Origin of the sequence: Kitasatospora sp. NPDC127035 (genome assembly GCF_042726075.1) — a bacterium.
In the GTDB taxonomy this organism is placed as follows: Bacteria; Actinomycetota; Actinomycetes; order Streptomycetales; family Streptomycetaceae; genus Kitasatospora.
This window is the reverse complement of the sequence record NZ_JBHXDN010000035.1, coordinates 1-16,347: the sequence shown is the minus strand read 5'-3', so window position 1 is coordinate 16,347 and position 16,347 is coordinate 1. Positions and strand designations below refer to the sequence as shown.

Annotated in this window: 9 protein-coding genes; 2 read left to right on the top strand and 7 right to left on the bottom strand. The window is 76.1% G+C overall.

All coding sequences use genetic code 11. From position 1 onward, the window contains the following. Nucleotides 1–83: 83 nt before the first annotated feature. On the bottom strand, nucleotides 84–827 hold the full coding sequence (locus ACFWIC_RS23365) for a thioesterase II family protein (protein ID WP_380519917.1): 744 nt from the start codon (nucleotides 825–827) through the stop codon (nucleotides 84–86). A gap of 361 nt (nucleotides 828–1,188) precedes the next feature. Here ACFWIC_RS23365 and ACFWIC_RS23360 point away from each other — a divergent pair, with 361 nt between their 5' ends. Then, complete coding sequence (locus ACFWIC_RS23360; protein WP_380519916.1) at nucleotides 1,189–3,123, top strand: BTAD domain-containing putative transcriptional regulator; 1,935 nt, start codon at nucleotides 1,189–1,191, stop codon at nucleotides 3,121–3,123. A gap of 94 nt (nucleotides 3,124–3,217) precedes the next feature. After that, nucleotides 3,218–3,883 carry an O-methyltransferase gene (locus ACFWIC_RS23355; protein WP_380360018.1) on the top strand — a complete coding sequence of 222 codons (666 nt, stop codon included), beginning with the start codon at nucleotides 3,218–3,220 and terminating at the stop codon, nucleotides 3,881–3,883. A gap of 73 nt (nucleotides 3,884–3,956) precedes the next feature. Here ACFWIC_RS23355 and ACFWIC_RS23350 read toward each other — a convergent pair whose 3' ends face one another. The 6 genes from ACFWIC_RS23350 to ACFWIC_RS23325 form a co-directional block, all read right to left on the bottom strand. Further along, nucleotides 3,957–5,078, bottom strand: coding sequence for an HAD-IIIC family phosphatase (locus ACFWIC_RS23350; RefSeq protein WP_380519915.1), 1,122 nt, complete (start codon nucleotides 5,076–5,078; stop codon nucleotides 3,957–3,959). Further along, nucleotides 5,075–6,196, bottom strand: a complete 1,122-nt coding sequence (locus tag ACFWIC_RS23345; protein ID WP_380519914.1) for an acyl-CoA dehydrogenase family protein — start codon at nucleotides 6,194–6,196, stop codon at nucleotides 5,075–5,077. Before ACFWIC_RS23345 ends, ACFWIC_RS23350 begins: the two co-directional genes overlap by 4 nt. Beyond that, nucleotides 6,189–6,479, bottom strand: coding sequence for an acyl carrier protein (locus tag ACFWIC_RS23340; RefSeq protein ID WP_355405959.1), 291 nt, complete (start codon nucleotides 6,477–6,479; stop codon nucleotides 6,189–6,191). Before ACFWIC_RS23340 ends, ACFWIC_RS23345 begins: the two co-directional genes overlap by 8 nt. Then, nucleotides 6,479–7,348, bottom strand: a complete 870-nt coding sequence (locus ACFWIC_RS23335) for a 3-hydroxyacyl-CoA dehydrogenase family protein (protein ID WP_355405958.1) — start codon at nucleotides 7,346–7,348, stop codon at nucleotides 6,479–6,481. Before ACFWIC_RS23335 ends, ACFWIC_RS23340 begins: the two co-directional genes overlap by 1 nt. Then, nucleotides 7,345–13,764 carry a type I polyketide synthase gene (locus ACFWIC_RS23330; RefSeq protein ID WP_380519913.1) on the bottom strand — a complete coding sequence of 2,140 codons (6,420 nt, stop codon included), beginning with the start codon at nucleotides 13,762–13,764 and terminating at the stop codon, nucleotides 7,345–7,347. Before ACFWIC_RS23330 ends, ACFWIC_RS23335 begins: the two co-directional genes overlap by 4 nt. A 109-nt stretch (nucleotides 13,765–13,873) precedes the next feature. Beyond that, on the bottom strand, nucleotides 13,874–16,347 hold a 2,474-nt coding region (locus ACFWIC_RS23325; RefSeq protein ID WP_380519912.1), incomplete at its 5' end, for a type I polyketide synthase.

Genomic DNA, 16,347 nt, shown 5'->3' with positions numbered 1-16,347 from the left:
CTGGCCGCTGCCGGCCGCGCCGGCCGGGCTCGCGGACAACGCGTTGCGGGCCTCGGACGGTGCGCGCCGATCCCGGGCGCGTCCTATCCCAGGCGGGTGCTGAGCAGGTCGATGACCTCGGCGGCCCGGTCGACCAGGTAGAAGTGGCCGCCGGGGAAGAGGGTGAGGTCGAACTCGCCCGAGGTGTGGGCGGACCAGCGGCGGACCTCGTCGACCGCGGCGCGGGGGTCGTTGTCGCCGAGCAGCGCGCTGATCGGCGCGGAGAGGACGGCGTCCGGACTGCCCCGGTAGCCGGCGACCGCGCGGTAGTCGCCGCGGACGGCGGGCAGGATCATCTCCAGCAGCTCCGGATCCGCCAGCATCCAGGCATCCGTGCCGTTCAACCTCTTGATGTCGGCGACGAGTTCCTCGTCGGTGGGATCGATCGGCACCCCGGCCGGCGCGGTCGGGGCGGAGCGGCCGCTGACGAGGAGCCGGGCGGGCGGGCGGCCGGCCCGTTCCAGGCGCAGCGCGACCTCGAACGCGACCAGGGCCCCCATGCTGTGGCCGAACAGGGTCAACGGGGCGTCGCTCCACGGGTCGAGGGCCGCCGCGATCTCCTCGGCGAGGCGTCCTATGTCGTCGATGACCGGCTCCGTGCGACGGTCCTGGCGCCCGGGGTACTGCACCGCGACGACCTCGGCCCGCAGGCTCAGCGCGGTGGCGAGGGGACGGAAGAACGCCGCGGATCCCCCGGCGTGGGGGAAGCAGACCAGTCGGTGGGCGCCGGCCGGTGCCGGCTCGAAGCGCCGGCACCAGAGGCTGTCGAGGGTCTCGGGGAGTGTCATGCCGGGGGGTCCTTCCGGTGGGAGTGGCGGCGCGGACGCGGCGAGGCGGCGTGCCGCGAGGAGCGAGCAGCGGGTGTGATGAACGGATGTCAAGCCAGCTCAGGAGGGCCGGTCGTGATCGAGTGCCGACTTGTCATGCATGGCTGACGGTGGATCACCGCAAACCCGTCTCCTCACGATCAGTCAGAATTGGCTCGTTTCCGTGATCTGCGGCCGGCCATCCCGAGAAGCGGTTGTGGACGATAGGGCGCCCCCATACATTCACTTGAGTCATCCCGTTGATACTGAGCGCGACCGTCGGGGGAGTCCGGTCGCCGCTTCGGGCGGGGCTATTTCCCTGTGCCAGGAAACGAGGCCACTCGTGCAGTTCAGGATGCTCGGACCGCTTTCCGTCCAGGTGGACGGGCGTGAGTGTGCGGTGTCGGCACCGCGCCAGCGGGTGGTACTCGCGCTCCTGCTGATCAACGCCAACCACGTGGTGTCGGTGGACCGGATCGCGGCGGCGGTCTGGGACGGCGGACCGCCCCCGAGCGCGTCCGCGACCGTGCGCACCTACGTGATGAGGCTCCGTCAGGTACTGGGGGCGGTCGCCGGGCGGCGGATCCGGACGCAGGCGCCGGGGTACCTGATCGACCTGGCCGAGGACGAGACCGACCTCGGCCGCTTCACCGCGCACCGCAGCCGGGCCGCCGCGCACGTGCGGGCGGGCGAGCTGGAACGCGCCTCGGTCGAGTACGCGGCGGCGCTGGCGCTGTGGCGCGGCGACCCGCTGGTGGACATCCCCTCGCGCGGCCTGCGGGACGTGGAGGGCCGCTACCTGCAGGAACTGCGCCTGCAGACCCTGGAGTCGCGCCTGGACGCCGACCTCGCGCTGCGCCGGCACAACGAGATCCTGCCCGAGCTGTGGCGCGAGGTCCAGGAGAGCCCGCTGCGCGAGGCGCTGGTCAGCCGGTTGATGCTCGCGCTGTTCCGGGCCGGCCGGCAGTCGGAGGCGCTGAGCCAGTTCCAGCTGACCCGGGCCGCGCTGATCGACCAGCTCGGGGCGGAGCCGGGCAGCGAGCTGCGCGAGATGCAGCGCCGGATCCTGGCCGCGGACGACCTGCTGGGCGGCGAGGGCGGCGGCTCCACGGCCGACGGCCCGCCGCCGTGGATCGGGCGCCGCCCCCGGCCCGCCCAACTGCCGGCCCGGATAGACGTGTTGGTCGGCCGGGACGGCGAGCACGCGGACCTGGCGCGGCGGCTCACCGCCGACGCCCTGCCGGGCGGCGCCGCCACGGTCACCGTGGTCACCGGCGCCGGCGGGGTCGGCAAGAGCGCGCTGGCCCTGCACGTGGCCCACGCCGTGCGGGAGCGCTTCGGGAACGGCCAGCTCTACGCCGACCTGGGCGGGCGGGACCACCCGGTGGAGCCGATCGAGGTGCTCGGCCGGTTCCTGGTGGACCTCGGCGTGCCCGAGGCGGAGGTGCCGGCCACCGAGGAGCAAGCCGCCCTGCTCTACCGCTCGATCACGGCCGACCGCCGGGTGCTGGTGGTGCTGGAGGACGCGCGGAGCGCCGCGCAGGTGCGCCCGCTGGTCCCCGGCTGTCCGGACAGCCGGACGCTCGTCACCAGCCGCGACCGGCTGGCCGACCTGGACGGCGCCCACATCGTCACCCTCTCCGCGTTGGACGAGGCGGCTTCGCTGGACCTGCTCGGCTCGATCGTCGGTCGCCGGCAGCCGGAGGCGGAGCCGCGCGCCGCCCGGGCGGTGGTGCGGTACTGCTCGGGCCTGCCGCTGGCGGTGCGCATCGTCGGGGCCCGCTACCTGGGACGGCCGCACTGGGACCTCGACACGCTGGCCCGGCGGCTGGCGGGAGCGCCCCGGCTGCTGGACGAGCTGAGGATCGGCGACCTCGGGGTGCGGGCCGGCCTGGAGGTCGGCTACCGCGCGCTGGGCGAGGACGCGCAGCTGCCGCCCGAGCTGCCCGATCCGGCGGCGGTGCTGCGGCTGCTCGGCGCGGTGGGTGCGGAGGACGTGGACGCCACCGCGCTGGCGGCGCTGCTCGACTGCGCGCCCTCGGCGGCCGAAGCCGTTCTGGAAGCACTGGCCGACGCACACCTGGTGCGGGCCTGCGGCGGCGGCCGGTATCACCTGGACCACCTGCTGAGGGCCTACGCCCGGGAGCGGGCGCTCGCGGAGGACCCGCCCGAGCGGTGGACGCAGGCGAAGTGCGGCGGGCCGGTCAGGCCCCACCGGCACGTCGTGAGCAGGCCGGCCGGCCCGGGCCGGCCGGATCCGCGGCCGGTCAGGTCGTGACGGCCCGACGGCGGGCCGCGGCCCGCGTTGACGTACTTGACGCATCAGGTCCTCCGACCCTTCGACTTTCCGACCCATTCCACTGAGGAGTCCCATGGCCCAGCAGGTGGCAGCCACCGACGAGCTGCTCGACTACATCCGTCAGGTCTCGCTGAGGGACGATCCGCTGCTCGCCGAGCTGCGCGCCGAGACGGCCGGCCTGCCGGCCGGCGAGGCGATGCAGGTGATGGCCGAGGAGGGACAACTACTCGCCCTGCTCGTCGGGTTGACCGGCGCGCGGTCGGTCCTGGAGATCGGTACCTTCACCGGCTACAGCACCCTCTGCATGGCCCGCGCCCTGCCACCCGGCGGAACGCTGGTGACCTGTGACATCACCGAGCGCTGGCCCGCGATCGGTGCCGGCTACTGGGAGCGCGCCGGGGTCGCGGACCGGATCGAGCTGCGGATCGGGGACGCGGTGGAGACCCTGGCCAAGCTGACGGCGGAGCGTGGACCGGAGTCCTTCGACCTCGTCTTCATCGACGCCGACAAGGTCAACTACCCCCGCTACTACGAGGATTCCCTCGCCCTTCTGCGGCCGGGCGGGCTGCTGGTGGTGGACAACACGCTCTTTTTCGGCCGGGTGGCGGACCCGTCCCACCGGGACGCGGACACCCTGGGCGTCAGGGAGCTGAACACGGCGCTGCACACCGACGAACGGGTGGAGATCTCGCTGCTGGCGATGGCCGACGGCATCACGCTGGTCCGCAAGCGCCCGTAGCGCGACGGCCCGGGCGGCGCCCTGCGGGCGGCCACCCCGAACCACGGGGGGCCGCCCGCGGCGGGCCGCGCCGTCAGCCGGTGGCCGCCAGGTCGGCGGCGACCAGCTCCACCGTCGGTGAACCGGCCCGGGGGCCGGGCACCAGATGCAGGAACTGGACGTCCGCCGCCGCGGAGTCCCGGTCGGCCGCCGCCGTGCAGCCGCAGTCCGACTCCTCGAAGCCGGCGAATCGGTAGGCGATCTCCATCATCCGGTTCCGGTCGGTGGCCCGGAAGTCGGCGGTCAGGTGGACCCCGGCCCGGGACGCCTGGTCGATCAGCCAGTCGAGGATGGTCGTCCCCGCGCCGTAGCTGACCACCCGGCAGGAGGTGGCCAGCAGCTTGAGGTGCCAGCTCCCGGCCCGACGCTCGACCAGGAGCACGCCGACCGCGCCGTGCGGCCCGAAGCGGTCGGCCATGCTCGCCACCAGCACCTCGTGCCCGGGATCGGAGCGCAGCTCGCGCAGCCGCCGGTCCGAGTAGTGCACGCCGGTGGCGTTCATCTGGCTGGTCCGCAGCGTCAGTTCCTCCAGCCGGGCGATGTCCTCGGCGCCGGCCCGGTCGATCCGCATCACCAGCTCCAGCGAGCGCAGGAACTCCGTGTCGGGTGCGGTGGACGCGGCCCGCTCGGCGTCCCGCCGGAAGCCCGCCTGGTACATCTCGCGCCGCCGGCGGGAGTCGGCGGTGCGGTGCGCGGGAGTGAACTCCGGCAGGTCGAGCAGGTCGGCGGCCCGCTCGGCCGGGTAGCAGCGCACCTCGGGCAGGTGGAAGGCCACCTCGGCCCGCTCGGCCGGCCGGTCGTCGACGAACGCGACGGTCCCCGGCGCGAAGTTCAGCCGGTCGGCGATCGCCCGCACCGACGCCGACTTGGTGCCCCAGCCGATCTGCGGCAGGACGAAGTACTCGGCCAGGCCGAGCTGTTCCAGCCGGGCCCAGGCCGGCTCGTGGTCGTTCTTGCTGGCCACCGACTGCAGGATGCCGCGGGCGTCCAGCTCGACGACGACCTTGCGGAGCTCCTCCGGCACCCTCACGTCGTCGCCCTCCGACAGGGTGCCCTGCCAGAGCGTGTCGTCCAGGTCCCAGACCAGGCACTTGACGGTCGCCCCGGTAGCTTCGGTCGCCTCTGTCACCTCGGTCGCCTCGGTCACTTCGGTCACCGCTCCTCCCTCCCGTACGAGGCCAGCACGTGTTCGGCCAGCAGCAGGCGGCACAGTTCGCTGCTGCCCTCGATGATCTCCATCAGCTTGGCGTCCCGGTAGGCGCGCGCCACCACCGTGCCGTCGCTCGCACCGGCCGAGGCCAGCACCTGCACCGCCGTCGCGGCGGCCCGGGCGGCCTGTTCGGCGCTCACCTGCTTGGCCAGGACGGTGGCGACCACCTGCTCGGCCGAGCCGGAGTCCCAGCAGCGCGAGGCGTGCTCGCAGATCCGGGTGGCGGTCCGCTCGGCCACCAGCAGGTCCGCCAGGTGGCCGGCCACCAGCTGGTGCTCCCCGATCGGGCGGCCGAACTGCTCCCGCCGGGCGGCGTGCCCGGCGGCGGCCCGCAGGCAGGCCCGCAGGATGCCGACGCAGCCCCAGGCCACCGACATCCGCCCGTAGGAGAGCGCGGTGGTCACCAGCAGCGGCAGCGGCAGGGCTGCGCCGCCCAGCAGGTTCCCGGCCGGCACCCGGACGCCGTCCAGCTCGATGTCGCAGTGACCGGCGGCCCGGCAGCCCAGCGGGTCGGCGATCGGACGGATCCGGACCCCCGGGGTGTCGGTGGGCACCACGACGGCCGCCGCACCGTCCTCGTAGCGGCCGAAGACCACCAGCAGGTCGGCGTAGCGGGCGGCGGTGATCCACTTCTTCCGTCCGTCCAGCACGAGACGGCCGCCGCCCGCCCGGACGGTGGTGGACATCGCGGACAGGTCGCTGCCCGCGCCGGGCTCGCTGAACGCGACCGCCGCCAGCTGCCCGGAGGTCAGCCCGGGCAGCCAGGCGCGCTCCTGGTCCGGCAGCCCGAACCGCGCGATGGTCCAGCCGGCCATCCCCTGGGAGGTCTGCACGCTGCGCAGTGAGCTGCACAACGCGCCGGTTCCGGCAGTCAGTTCGCCGTTCTGCAGGCTGCTCATGCCGAGTCCGCCGAAGCGCTGGGGCAGCTGGGCGCAGAGCAGTCCCTCCGCGCCGAGTTCCCGCAGCAGCGGCTGCGGGATCAGCCCGGCCAGGTCCCAGCCCTCGGCCCGGTCGCCGACCGCCGATTCGATCCGGGCCAGCGCCCGGGCGAGGTCGTCAGCCATCCTGGCTCCCGGCGGCCTGCCGCAGACGGGTGACCAGGGCGGTCATCACCGTGACCGTGCGGAAGTTGTCCAGCCGCAGGTCGGCGCCGCGGATGCTGACGTCGAACGACTTCTCCAGGTGCACCACCAGCTCCATCGCGAAGAGCGAGGACTGACCGCCGTCCTTGAAGAGGTCGGTGTCGGGCTCCCAGGTGGTGCGGGTGCGGCTCTCCAGGAAGTTCAGGATCTCCTGCTGGACGGCCTCGGTGTCCTCGACGGTCCGCTCGCTGCCGACGGTGCTCATCAGTTCTCCTTCTCGTAGGTGTAGAAGCCCGAGCCGCTCTTGCGGCCGAGCTTTCCCTCGCGGACCTTCTCCAAGAGCAGGTCGCAGGGCCGGCAGCTGTCGTCCCCGGTGCGCTCCCAGAGCACCTGGAGCGAGTCGACCAGGTTGTCGATGCCGATCAGGTCCGCCGTGCGCAGCGGTCCGGTGGGGTGGCCCAGGCAGCCCTGCATCAGCTCGTCGACCGCCTCCACGCTCGCGGTGCCCGCCTGCACCACCCGGGCCGCGGTGTTGATCATCGGGTGCAGGACCCGGCTGGTGACGAAGCCCGGGGAGTCGTTCACCACCACGCTTTGCCGGCCGAGTGCGCCCAGCAGCTCGCGGACCGCGGCCATCACGGCCTCCCCGGTGCGGGGGCCGCGCACCACCTCGACCGTCCGGATCAGGCTGGGCGGGTTCATGAAGTGGGTGCCGAGCAGCTCGGCCGGACGGGCGACGGCGTCGGCCAGCTCGTCGATCGGGATCGACGAGGTGTTCGAGATCAGCGGCGTGCCGGGGAGCACGGCCGCGGACACCTCCTTGAGCAGCACGGCCTTCAGCCCGGCGTTCTCCGTGACGGCCTCGATCACCGCCCGCGCCCCGGCCAGCGCCGGGAGCGAGTCGGTCGTGCGCAGCTCGCCGGCCTCGACACCGGACGGCAGCCGGCCCATCAGTTCGGCCAGCCGCAGGCCCCGGGCGATGCCCTCCTCGGCGCGGACCAACTGCCGCGGATCGGTGTCGACCAGCGTCACGGGGACGCCGTGGCCCAGCGCCAGCGTGCTGATGCCGGTGCCCATCACACCGGCCCCCAGGATCACCAGCCCGGCCGGCGGCGGCGGTGCGGTGTCGTTCATGAGTCCTCCCCATCGTCGTGCCCGGTCCCGCGCAGGACGGCGCTCAGCCACTCCCGCACGGTGTTCGCGGTGGTCTCCACGTGTTCCTCCATCAGCGACCAGTGGTCCCCCGGGACGTCGGCGACGGTGTGCGCGCCGGGCCAGGAGGATCGCCAGTCGACGGTGCTGCCGGGGGCCGGCTCGGCCAGCGGGCTGGAGGCCCGCACCAGCAGGACCGGCGCGTCGATCGCCGGCGGCCGCCAGCCCTCCAGGAGCTGGAAGTAGCGGCCCATCGCGGTCAGCCGGGTGTCGTCCAGCGGCGCGGCCCGGTCCTCGCGTGCGAACATGCCGCTGATCAGGACGTCGTTGAACTGGGTCATCGCCCGGTCGCCGGACAGGTAGGTGTCCAGCAGCACCACGGCCGCCGCCGGGGTGCCGAGCTGCTCCAGCCGGACCGCCGCCGCGTGCGCCAGGGTGCCGCCGGAGGAGGAGCCGACCAGGACCAGCGGCCGGCCCCCCGCGCCCTCGCGCACGGTCCGGGCCTGGAAGTCGATCAGGGCGGAGAACTCCTCGGGCAGCGGCTCCCCCGGGGTGAAGCCCGGCGCGTCCAGCGCGCTGACGCCGTGGTGGCCGCGGAAGTGCGTGCCGAAGCGGGCGTACTGGTGGGCGCCGCCGAGCGCCACGATCGAACCGAAGCAGACCAGCTGCGCCCGCGCGGTGTCCTCCCGCGGCGGCTCGACCAGGTCGAGCAGCACCGGCCGGTCGGCCGCCGCCAGGAGCTCCGGGCCGGTGGCGCAGGACGGGCGCAGCGCGGACGCCAGCCCGAGGAGCCGGATGCCGGTGTCGATCCGGCCCAGCTCGCAGGCCTGTCGGAACAGCGTGCCGACCGGTTCGGCGCCGCCCGCGCCCGCCGGGCCGCTCGGGTGCCCGGCCCGGTCGGCGGCGGGTCCGGTGGCGGGGTCGGACGGCGCGAGCGCCGAGGCCAGGTCGGTGAGCAGCCGGTCGGCCAGCCGGGTCGGGGTGCCGGTGTCGAAGACCAGGGTGGGCCGCAGCGGCAGGCCGGTCGCGCCGGCCAGCCGGTTGCGCAGCTCGACCGCGGTGAGCGAGTCGAAGCCCTGCGCCAGGAAGGCGGTGTCCATCACCACGCCCTCCGCGTCGGCGTGGCCCAGCACCTCGGCGGCCTGCCGGCGCACCAGCTCCGCCAGCAGCGCGGCCCGGTCCGCCGCGTCGGCGCCGGCCAGTCGCAGCCGCAGCTCCGCTCCCGCGTCGGCGGCGCCCCGCGCGGTCCCGCCGGGGTGACGGCCCGGGGCACGGGGCGACCGGCGCACCAGCGCGCGCAGCAGATGGGGGACGGGGGCGTCGGCCGGCGCGGTGAGGTCGAGGCGGATCGGCACCAGGGTGGTGGCGTCCGTCCCGAGCGCGGCGTCGAACAGCGCCAGCCCCTCGGCACTGGACAGCGCCGAGGCGCCGCTGCGGGTGATCCTGCGCAGATCGGCCTCGGCCAGCGGGCCGGTCAGGGCGCTGCGCTGCTCCCACAGGCCCCAGGCCAGCGACAGCGCCGGCCGGTGCTCGCGACGGCGCAGCGCCATCAGGGCGTCCAGGCCCGCGTTGGCCGCGGCGTAGGACGCCTGGCCCGGGCTGCCGAAGACGCCAGCGGCGGAGCTGAAGGCCACGAAGGCGGTCAGGTCGGCCTCGGCGGTCAGCTCGTGCAGCAGCCAGGCACCGCCGAGCTTCGGGGCCAGCACGGTGGCCAGCCGTTCGGCGGTCAGTGACTCCAGCACGCCGTCGTCCAGGACGGCGGCGGTGTGGACCACGGCGCGCAGCGGGTGCGCCGTGGGGATCGCGGCCAGGGCCCGCGCGAGGTCCCGGCGGTCCGTCACGTCGCAGGCGGTGAGGGTGACCTGCGCCCCCGCCGCGGTGAGCTCGGCGGTCAGTTCGGCGGCGCCGGGGCCGTCCGGACCGCGTCGGCCGAGCAGCAGGAGGTGCCGCACGCCGTGTTCGGCGGTCAGGTGGCGGGCCAGCAGACCGGCCAGGGTGCCGCCGGCGCCGGTGATCAGCACGGTGCCGTCCGGGTCGAACGCGGCGGCGGGTGCGACCGCTGCGGTGGGCGCGGACTCCTCCGGTTCGGTGCTCGCGGATTCGGTGCTCCTGGGCTCCGCGCCCGTGTTCTCCGTGCTCGCGGGTTCGCCCGCGGGTTCGGCGGGCCTGGCGAGCCGGGCCGCGTACAGCACGCCGTCGCGGACGGCGAGTTGCGGCTCGCCGTCGGGCAGGGCGAGCGCCGGGAGTGCCAGGGCGGTGCCCTCCGGACCGTCGGTGTCCAGCAGGACGAACCAGCCCGGGTGCTCCAGCTGGGCGGCGCGCAGCAGCCCCCAGACCGCCGCGCCGGCCACGTCCACCGGCTCGTCGCCGAGGTCCACCGCGCCGCGGGTCACCACGACCACCGGCGCGTCGGCCTTCGGGGCGGCCAGGTGCTCCTGGAGAGCGGCGAGTACGGCCGCCGTCGCGTCGAGGGCATGGGCGGCGGGGTCGGCGGCCGCGTCCGGCGCGGGGCAGGGGAGCAGCAGCAGCCGGGGCGCGTCGCCGGACGGGGCACCGGGCGGCAGCAGGTCCCCGTCCGGTCGCAGCGCGGCCCAGCCCGGCGCGGCGGCGGCCGGGGCGGGCAGCCTGGTCCAGTCGAGCCGGAACATCGACCGGGCGGACGGGCGCAGCGGGCCGAGGGCGGCGGCGCGCATGACCAGCGAGCCGACCTCGGCCACCGGCCGGTCGTGGCGGTCGGTGATCCGCAGGCCGACGCTGTCCGTGCCGTCCGGGCGCATCCGCACCCGGAGCACCTGGTCCTCGCTGGGGCGGAGGGTGACCCGCTGCCAGCTGAACGGCAGCGGGACACCGGCCGTCCCGTTCCCGTTCCCGTTCCCGGGGCCGGAGTCGCCCCCGGCGGTGCCCCGGGGGCGCACGCCGACGCTCTGCAGGGCGGCGTCCAGCAGCGCCGGGTGGAGGGTGAAGCCCGTCTCCGGGGCGACCTGTTCGGGCAGCGCGACCTCGGCGAACACCTCGTCGCCGCGCCGCCAGACCGCCCGCAGGCCGCGGAACGCGGGCCCGTAGTCGATCCCGCGGGCCCGGAAGCCCGCGTAGCAGTCGGCCGGGTCGACCGGCACCGCGCCGGCCGGCGGCCAGCTCCCGCTCGCGGCGCCGGACGGTTCCGCCGGGCGGTCGCCGTCGCCGTCGCGGTCGCCGTGGCTGTCGCCGTCGGCCGGGCCGAGCAGACCGCTCGCGTGCAGGGACCACGGCTCGTCCGGCTCGCCGCCCTCCTCGCGGGAGTGCAGTTCGACGGCGCGCTCGCCCTGTCCGTCCGCGTCTCCGACGGTCAGCCGCAGCTGGACCGCGGCGTCGGGCCCGAGGACCAGCGGCGCGGCGAGCGTCAGCTCCAGCACGCGCGGGCTGCCCAGCCGGGCGCCGACCGTGGCCGCCAGTTCGAGGTGGGCGACACCGGGCAGCAGGACGGTGCCCGCGACCGCGTGGTCGGCCAGCCAGGGGTGGGTGGCCAGGGAGAGCCGGCCGGTGCAGACCAGCCCTCCGCTGTGCGGCAGTTCGACCAGGGAGGTCAGCAGCGGGTGCCCGAGCGGGCTCTGCCCGGCCGAGACCGGGTCCCCGTCGGCCGCCGGCGCGTCCAGCCAGTACCGCTGCCGCTGGAACGGGTAGGTGGGCAGTGCGTGCGGGCCGGCGGGGGCGTCGGCGACCACCGGCCGCCAGTCCACCGGGAGCCCCCGGACGTGCGCCTCGCCGAGGGCGTGCAGCAGTCGTCGCTGCCCGCCGTCCTCGCGGTGCAGCGTGCCGAGCACCACGGTCTGCCCGACACCGACACCGACACCGACACCGACACCGGCGCCGCCGCTGGCCTCGGCCTCGGCCTCCGCGGCGGTGGCCTCGATGCCGAAGGTGAGGGTCGGGTGCGGGCTGATCTCCAGGAAGCTCCGGTGCCCCTCGGCCAGCAACTGCCGGACGGCCCGGTGGAAGTGCACGGTCCCGCGCAGGTTGCGGAACCAGTAGTCGGGCGTCAGCGCGTGCGCGGCGACCCGGCCCACCTCCACGGTGGAGATCATCGGCACACCGCCCGCCAGCGGGGTGATCCCGGCCAGCGCCGAGTGCAGACCCTCGCGCAGGCCGTCCACGGCCGCCGAGTGCGCCGCGTACTCCGCGGGCAGCCGCCAGCACGGCACGCCGTCCTCGGCCAGCTCCGCCAGCAGGGCGGCCACCTGCTCGCCGTCCCCGGCGACCACCACCACCCGGGGGCCGTTGACCGCCGCGACCTCCACCGTCGGCCGGGTGGCCAGCCGCCCGGCCAGCTCCTGCGGCGCCAGCAGCACGGTGGCCATCGCGCTGCCGCCGCTGACACCGGCCAGGGCCCGGCTGCGCAGCGCGACCACCCTGGCCGCGTCCTCCAGCGACAGCAGGCCCGCCACACAGGCCGCCGCCACCTCGCCCTGGCTGTGCCCGACCACCGCGGCCGGGCGCACCCCGTGCGCCAGCCAGAGCGCGGCCAGCGAGACCAGCACCGAGAACAGCACCGGCTGCGCGACCTCCACCCGGTCCAACGGGTCGCCGGCGCGCAGCAGTTCGCTCGGCGAGAAGTCCACGTACGCGCTCAGCGCCTTCTCGCAGTCGGCCATCCGCTCGGCGAACACCGGCGAACTGTCGAGCAGCTCGGCCGCCATGCCCGGCCACTGACTGCCCAGGCCCGGGAAGACGAAGACCGGCCTGGACGCCCCCTGCGACGCGCTGCCGCGGACCACCCGGGGGTCGGCCCGGTCCTCGGCCAGCGCCGCCAGCGCGCCGAGGAGGTCCTCGCTCCCCTCGCCGACCAGCACCGCCCGCTCGGCGAACCGGCTGCGCCCGAGCGCCAGCGCCCGCCCGACCGCGTGCGGGTCGACCGGCGGCGCGGCGGACAGGTGCTCGAACAGCCGGGCCGCCTGGGCCCGCAGCGCCTCCGGGGTCCGCGCCGACAGCGGCCAGCCCGCCGGCCGCCCGGACGGCGCGACCGGTCCGGTGGCGGGCTCCGGCGGCGCGGCCTCCAGGATCACGTGCGCGTTGGTGCCGCTCGCCCCGAAGGAGGAGATCCCCGCGCGGCGCGGCCGGCCGGTCCGGGGCCAGTCCCGTGCCTGGGCCAGCAGCTCGACCGCGCCGTCGCTCCACTCCACCTGGGCCGAGGGGCGGTCCAGGTGCAGGCTGCGCGGCAGCCGGCCGTGGGTCATCGCCAGCACCGTCTTGATCACCCCGCCGACGCCCGCCGCGGCCTGGGTGTGGCTGATGTTGGACTTCAGCGAGCCCAGCAGCAGCGGTCGGTCCGCCGGGCGGTCCTGCCCGTAGGTGGCGAGCAGTGCCTGGGCCTCGATCGGGTCGCCGAGCCGGGTGCCGGTGCCGTGCGCCTCGACCGCGTCCACCTCGGCCGCCGTCAGGCCCGCGTCCGCCAGCGCCGCCCGGATCACCCGCTGCTGGGAGGGGCCGTTGGGCGCGGCGATGCCGTTGCTGGCACCGTCCTGGTTGACCGCCGAGCCGCGCACCACGGCCAGCACCGGATGGCCGAGCCGCCGGGCGTCGGAGAGCCGCTCCAACAGCACCAGCCCCACGCCCTCGCCGAAGCCGGCACCGTCCGCCGCGTCCGCGAAGGGCTTGCACCGGCCGTCCGGGGCCAGGCCCCGCTGGCGGCTGAAGCCGACGTACAGGCCCGGCGTGGACATCACGGTCACCCCGCCCGCCAGCGCCAGGCCGATCTCACCGGCCCGCAGCGCCTGGCAGGCCAGGTGGATCGCCACCAGCGAGGACGAGCAGGCGGTGTCCAGGGTCACCGCCGGGCCCTCCAGGCCCAGCGTGTACGCGATCCGGCCGGAGGCGATGCTCGGCACGCTGCCGGTGCCCAGGAAGCCCTCCAGCTCGGCCGGGACGCTGCGCAGCCGGGCCGCGTACTCGTTGTACATCACCCCCGCGTAGACGCCGGTGGCGCTGCCGCGCAGGGTGTGCGGGTCGATGCCGGCCCGCTCGACCGCCTCCCAGGAGGTCTCCAGGAGCAGGCGCTGCTGCGGGTCCATGGCCAGCGCCTCGCGCGGGCTGATCCCGAAGAAGCCGGGGTCGAACGCGGTCGCGTCGTGCAGGAAGCCCCCCTCGCGGGTGTAGAAGGTGCCGGGGGTGTCGGGGTCGGCGTCGAAGAGCCCCTCGATGTCCCAGCCGCGGTCGGTGGGGAAGCCGGAGACCGCGTCGCGCTCGGCGAGCAGCAGCTCCCACAGGTCCTCCGGCCCGCGCACCCCGCCGGGGTAGCGGCAGGCCATCGCGACGATCGCGACCGGCTCGCCGGCCCGGTCGGTCAGCCGCCGGTTCTCCTCGCGCAGCCGTTCGTTGGCGAGCAGGGAGGCGCGCAGGGCCTCGACCACCTCGTCGGTCTGCATGGTCTTCTGCTCCCTCTCGGACGTCGGCCGCGGGTCGGCCGGTGGTACGGGTGCCGGTGGCACGGGTGCCGGTGGTACGGGTATCGGCGGGATCGCCGCCGCGGGGCTGTCAGGCACGGTCGCCGTCCATCGCGAGGCGGACCAGGTCCGCGACGTCCATGGCGCGGATCGCCTCCTGCTGTCCGGGATCCCCGTCGGCCGGATCCCCGTCGGCCGGGTCGGCGTCCGGGGCGGGCTCGGCGGACGCCGGCTCGGCGAGTGCCAGCAGGCTGTCCAGCAGCCCGGCCGAGCGCAGCCGCTCCAGCGGGACGGCGGCCAGCAGCCGGCGGACGTCGGCCTCCCCGCCGGCCGGGGCACCGGCCCCGGACGGCGCCGGGACGGCGGGCAGCAGCCGCTCGGCCAGGTGGTCGGCCACCGCGGCCGGGCTCGGATAGTCGAACACCAGCGTGGCGGGCAGCCGCAGGCCGCTGGCCGCGTTCAGCCGGTTGCGCAGCTCCACCGCCATCAGCGAGTCGAAGCCGACCTCCTTGAACGCCCGGTCCGGGTCGACCGCCTGCGGGCCGTCGTGGCCCAGCACCTCGGCGACCCGGGCCCGGACCAGCTCGACGAGGGCGGTCAGGCGCTCGTCGGCGCCCATCACGGCCAGCCGGCGCCGGAGCGAACCGGCCTCGGCCGCGTCGTCCCCGGCGGCGATCCGCCGGGGCAGTGCGCGCACCAGCGCGCGGAACAGCGCGGGGACACCGGCCGCGCCGGTCTGCGCCCGCAGCTTCCCGAGGTCCAGCTTGACCGGCAGCAGCAGCGCCCGGGCCGAGCCGAGCGCGGTGTCGAACAGCGCCAGGCCCTCCTCGGCGGAGATCGCCGCCACCCCGCCCCGGTCGAGCCGGCGCAGGTCCGTCTCGTCCAGCCGGCCGGTCAGGGCGCTGCGGGGCTCCCACAGGCCCCAGGCGAGCGACTGCCCGGCCAGTCCGGCGGCCCGGCGCTGCTGAGCCAGGGCGTCCAGGAAGGCGTTGGCCGCCGCGTAGCTGCCCTGGCCGGCGCTGCCGACCGTGCCGGAGGCGGAGGAGAAGAGGACGAACGCGGACAGGTCCAGCCCGCGGGTGAGCTCGTGCAGGTGGAGCGCCGCGTCGACCTTCGGCCGCAGCACCGGGTCGATCCGCTCCGGGGTCAGCGACTCGACGACGCCGTCGTCCAGCACGCCGGCCGAGTGCACCACGGCGGTCAGCGGGTGCTCGGGCGAGACGCCCGCGAGCAGCTCGGCCACCGCGGCGCGCTCGCCGAGGTCGCAGGCCGCCACCGAGGCCCGCGCGCCGAGTCCGGCCAGTTCGGCCGCCAGCGCCACCGTCGCCGGGTCGTCCGTGCCCCGCCGGCTCGCCAGCAGCAGGTGCCGCACACCGTGCGCGGTCACCAGGTGCCGGGCGACCAGCGAACCGAGCACCCCGCCCGCGCCGGTCACCAGGACGGTGCCGCCCTCGGCGGGCGTGAAGGCCGCAGGTTCGGCCGCCGGTACGCGGGTCAGCCGGGCGGCCAGCACCGTGCCCCGGCGCAGGGCCAGTTGGGGCTCGTGACCGGCGGCGAGCGCGGGCAGCAGGGCGGGCAGCGCGGCCGGGTCGTCGGTGTCCACCAGCACGAACCGGTCCGGGTGCTCGGACTGCGCCGAGCGGACCAGTCCGCGCACCGCCGCCGCCGCGAGGTCGGCGACGCCCTCGGCCTCGTCGACCGCGACGGCCGCCCGGGTGGCCAGGACCAGGGTCGACTCGGCGCGGTCCTCGTCCGCCAGCCAGGTCTGGAGCAGCCGCAGGGTGTCGGCCAGCGCGGCGCGGACGCCCGCCGGGTCCTGCCCCGCCGGCGCGCAGTGCACCAGAACACCCGCGGGCGCCGCGGCGGCCGGCGGCAGCGCCGCGCCCAGCTCGACCGCCGCCCAGTCCGCGGCCGGCGCGGCGGCCGGCTCCAGGGCGACCTGCTGCCAGTCCAGTTGGAAGAGCGAGTCGCCGGCCGGTCGCGCGGCGCGCAGCGCGGCCAGCTCGACCGGGCGGATCACCAGCGACTCGACCGAGGCCACCGGGCGGCCGGTCGGGTCCGCCACCGTGATCGCCACCGAGCCGGTCGCGTCGTAGGAGAGCTTCACCCGCAGCACGGTGGCGCCCGCCGCGTACAGCCGCACGCCGGTCCAGGCGAACGGCAGCCGTGCCGTGCCCGGCTCCTCCTGCTGGTCGGCGCCGTCCTTCGGCACCAGCCACAGGCCGTGCAGCGCGGCGTCCAGCAGGGCCGGGTGCAGGCCGAACGCGGCCGCCTGGCCGTGCTGGTCCTGGGGCAGCCGCACCTCGGTCCAGACCTCGTCCCCGCGTCGCCAGGCGGCGGTCAGGCCCCGGAAGGCGGGGCCGTAGCCGTAGCCGAACGACTCGAAGCGCTCGTACAGGCCCTCCACCGGGACGGGCTCCGCGCCGGGCGGCGGCCACGCCGCCAGGTCCTCCTCCGGAGCGCTCGCCGGTGGTGGGGTGGTGAGGGTGCCGGTGGCGTGGAGGGTCCAGGTGGTGGTGTGTTCGGGGCGGGAGGAGATGGTGAGGGTGCGGTGGTGGGTGGTGT

What these genes read in the sequence shown, in the direction of transcription:
- ACFWIC_RS23365 (WP_380519917.1), bottom strand. Translation starts at nt 827, where the DNA reads ATGACACTCCCCGAGACCCTCGACAGCCTCTGGTGCCGGCGCTTCGAG.
- ACFWIC_RS23355 (WP_380360018.1), top strand. Translation starts at nt 3,218, where the DNA reads ATGGCCCAGCAGGTGGCAGCCACCGACGAGCTGCTCGACTACATCCGT.
- ACFWIC_RS23345 (WP_380519914.1), bottom strand. Translation starts at nt 6,196, where the DNA reads ATGGCTGACGACCTCGCCCGGGCGCTGGCCCGGATCGAATCGGCGGTC.
- ACFWIC_RS23340 (WP_355405959.1), bottom strand. Translation starts at nt 6,479, where the DNA reads ATGAGCACCGTCGGCAGCGAGCGGACCGTCGAGGACACCGAGGCCGTC.
- ACFWIC_RS23335 (WP_355405958.1), bottom strand. Translation starts at nt 7,348, where the DNA reads ATGAACGACACCGCACCGCCGCCGCCGGCCGGGCTGGTGATCCTGGGG.
- ACFWIC_RS23330 (WP_380519913.1), bottom strand. Translation starts at nt 13,764, where the DNA reads ATGCAGACCGACGAGGTGGTCGAGGCCCTGCGCGCCTCCCTGCTCGCC.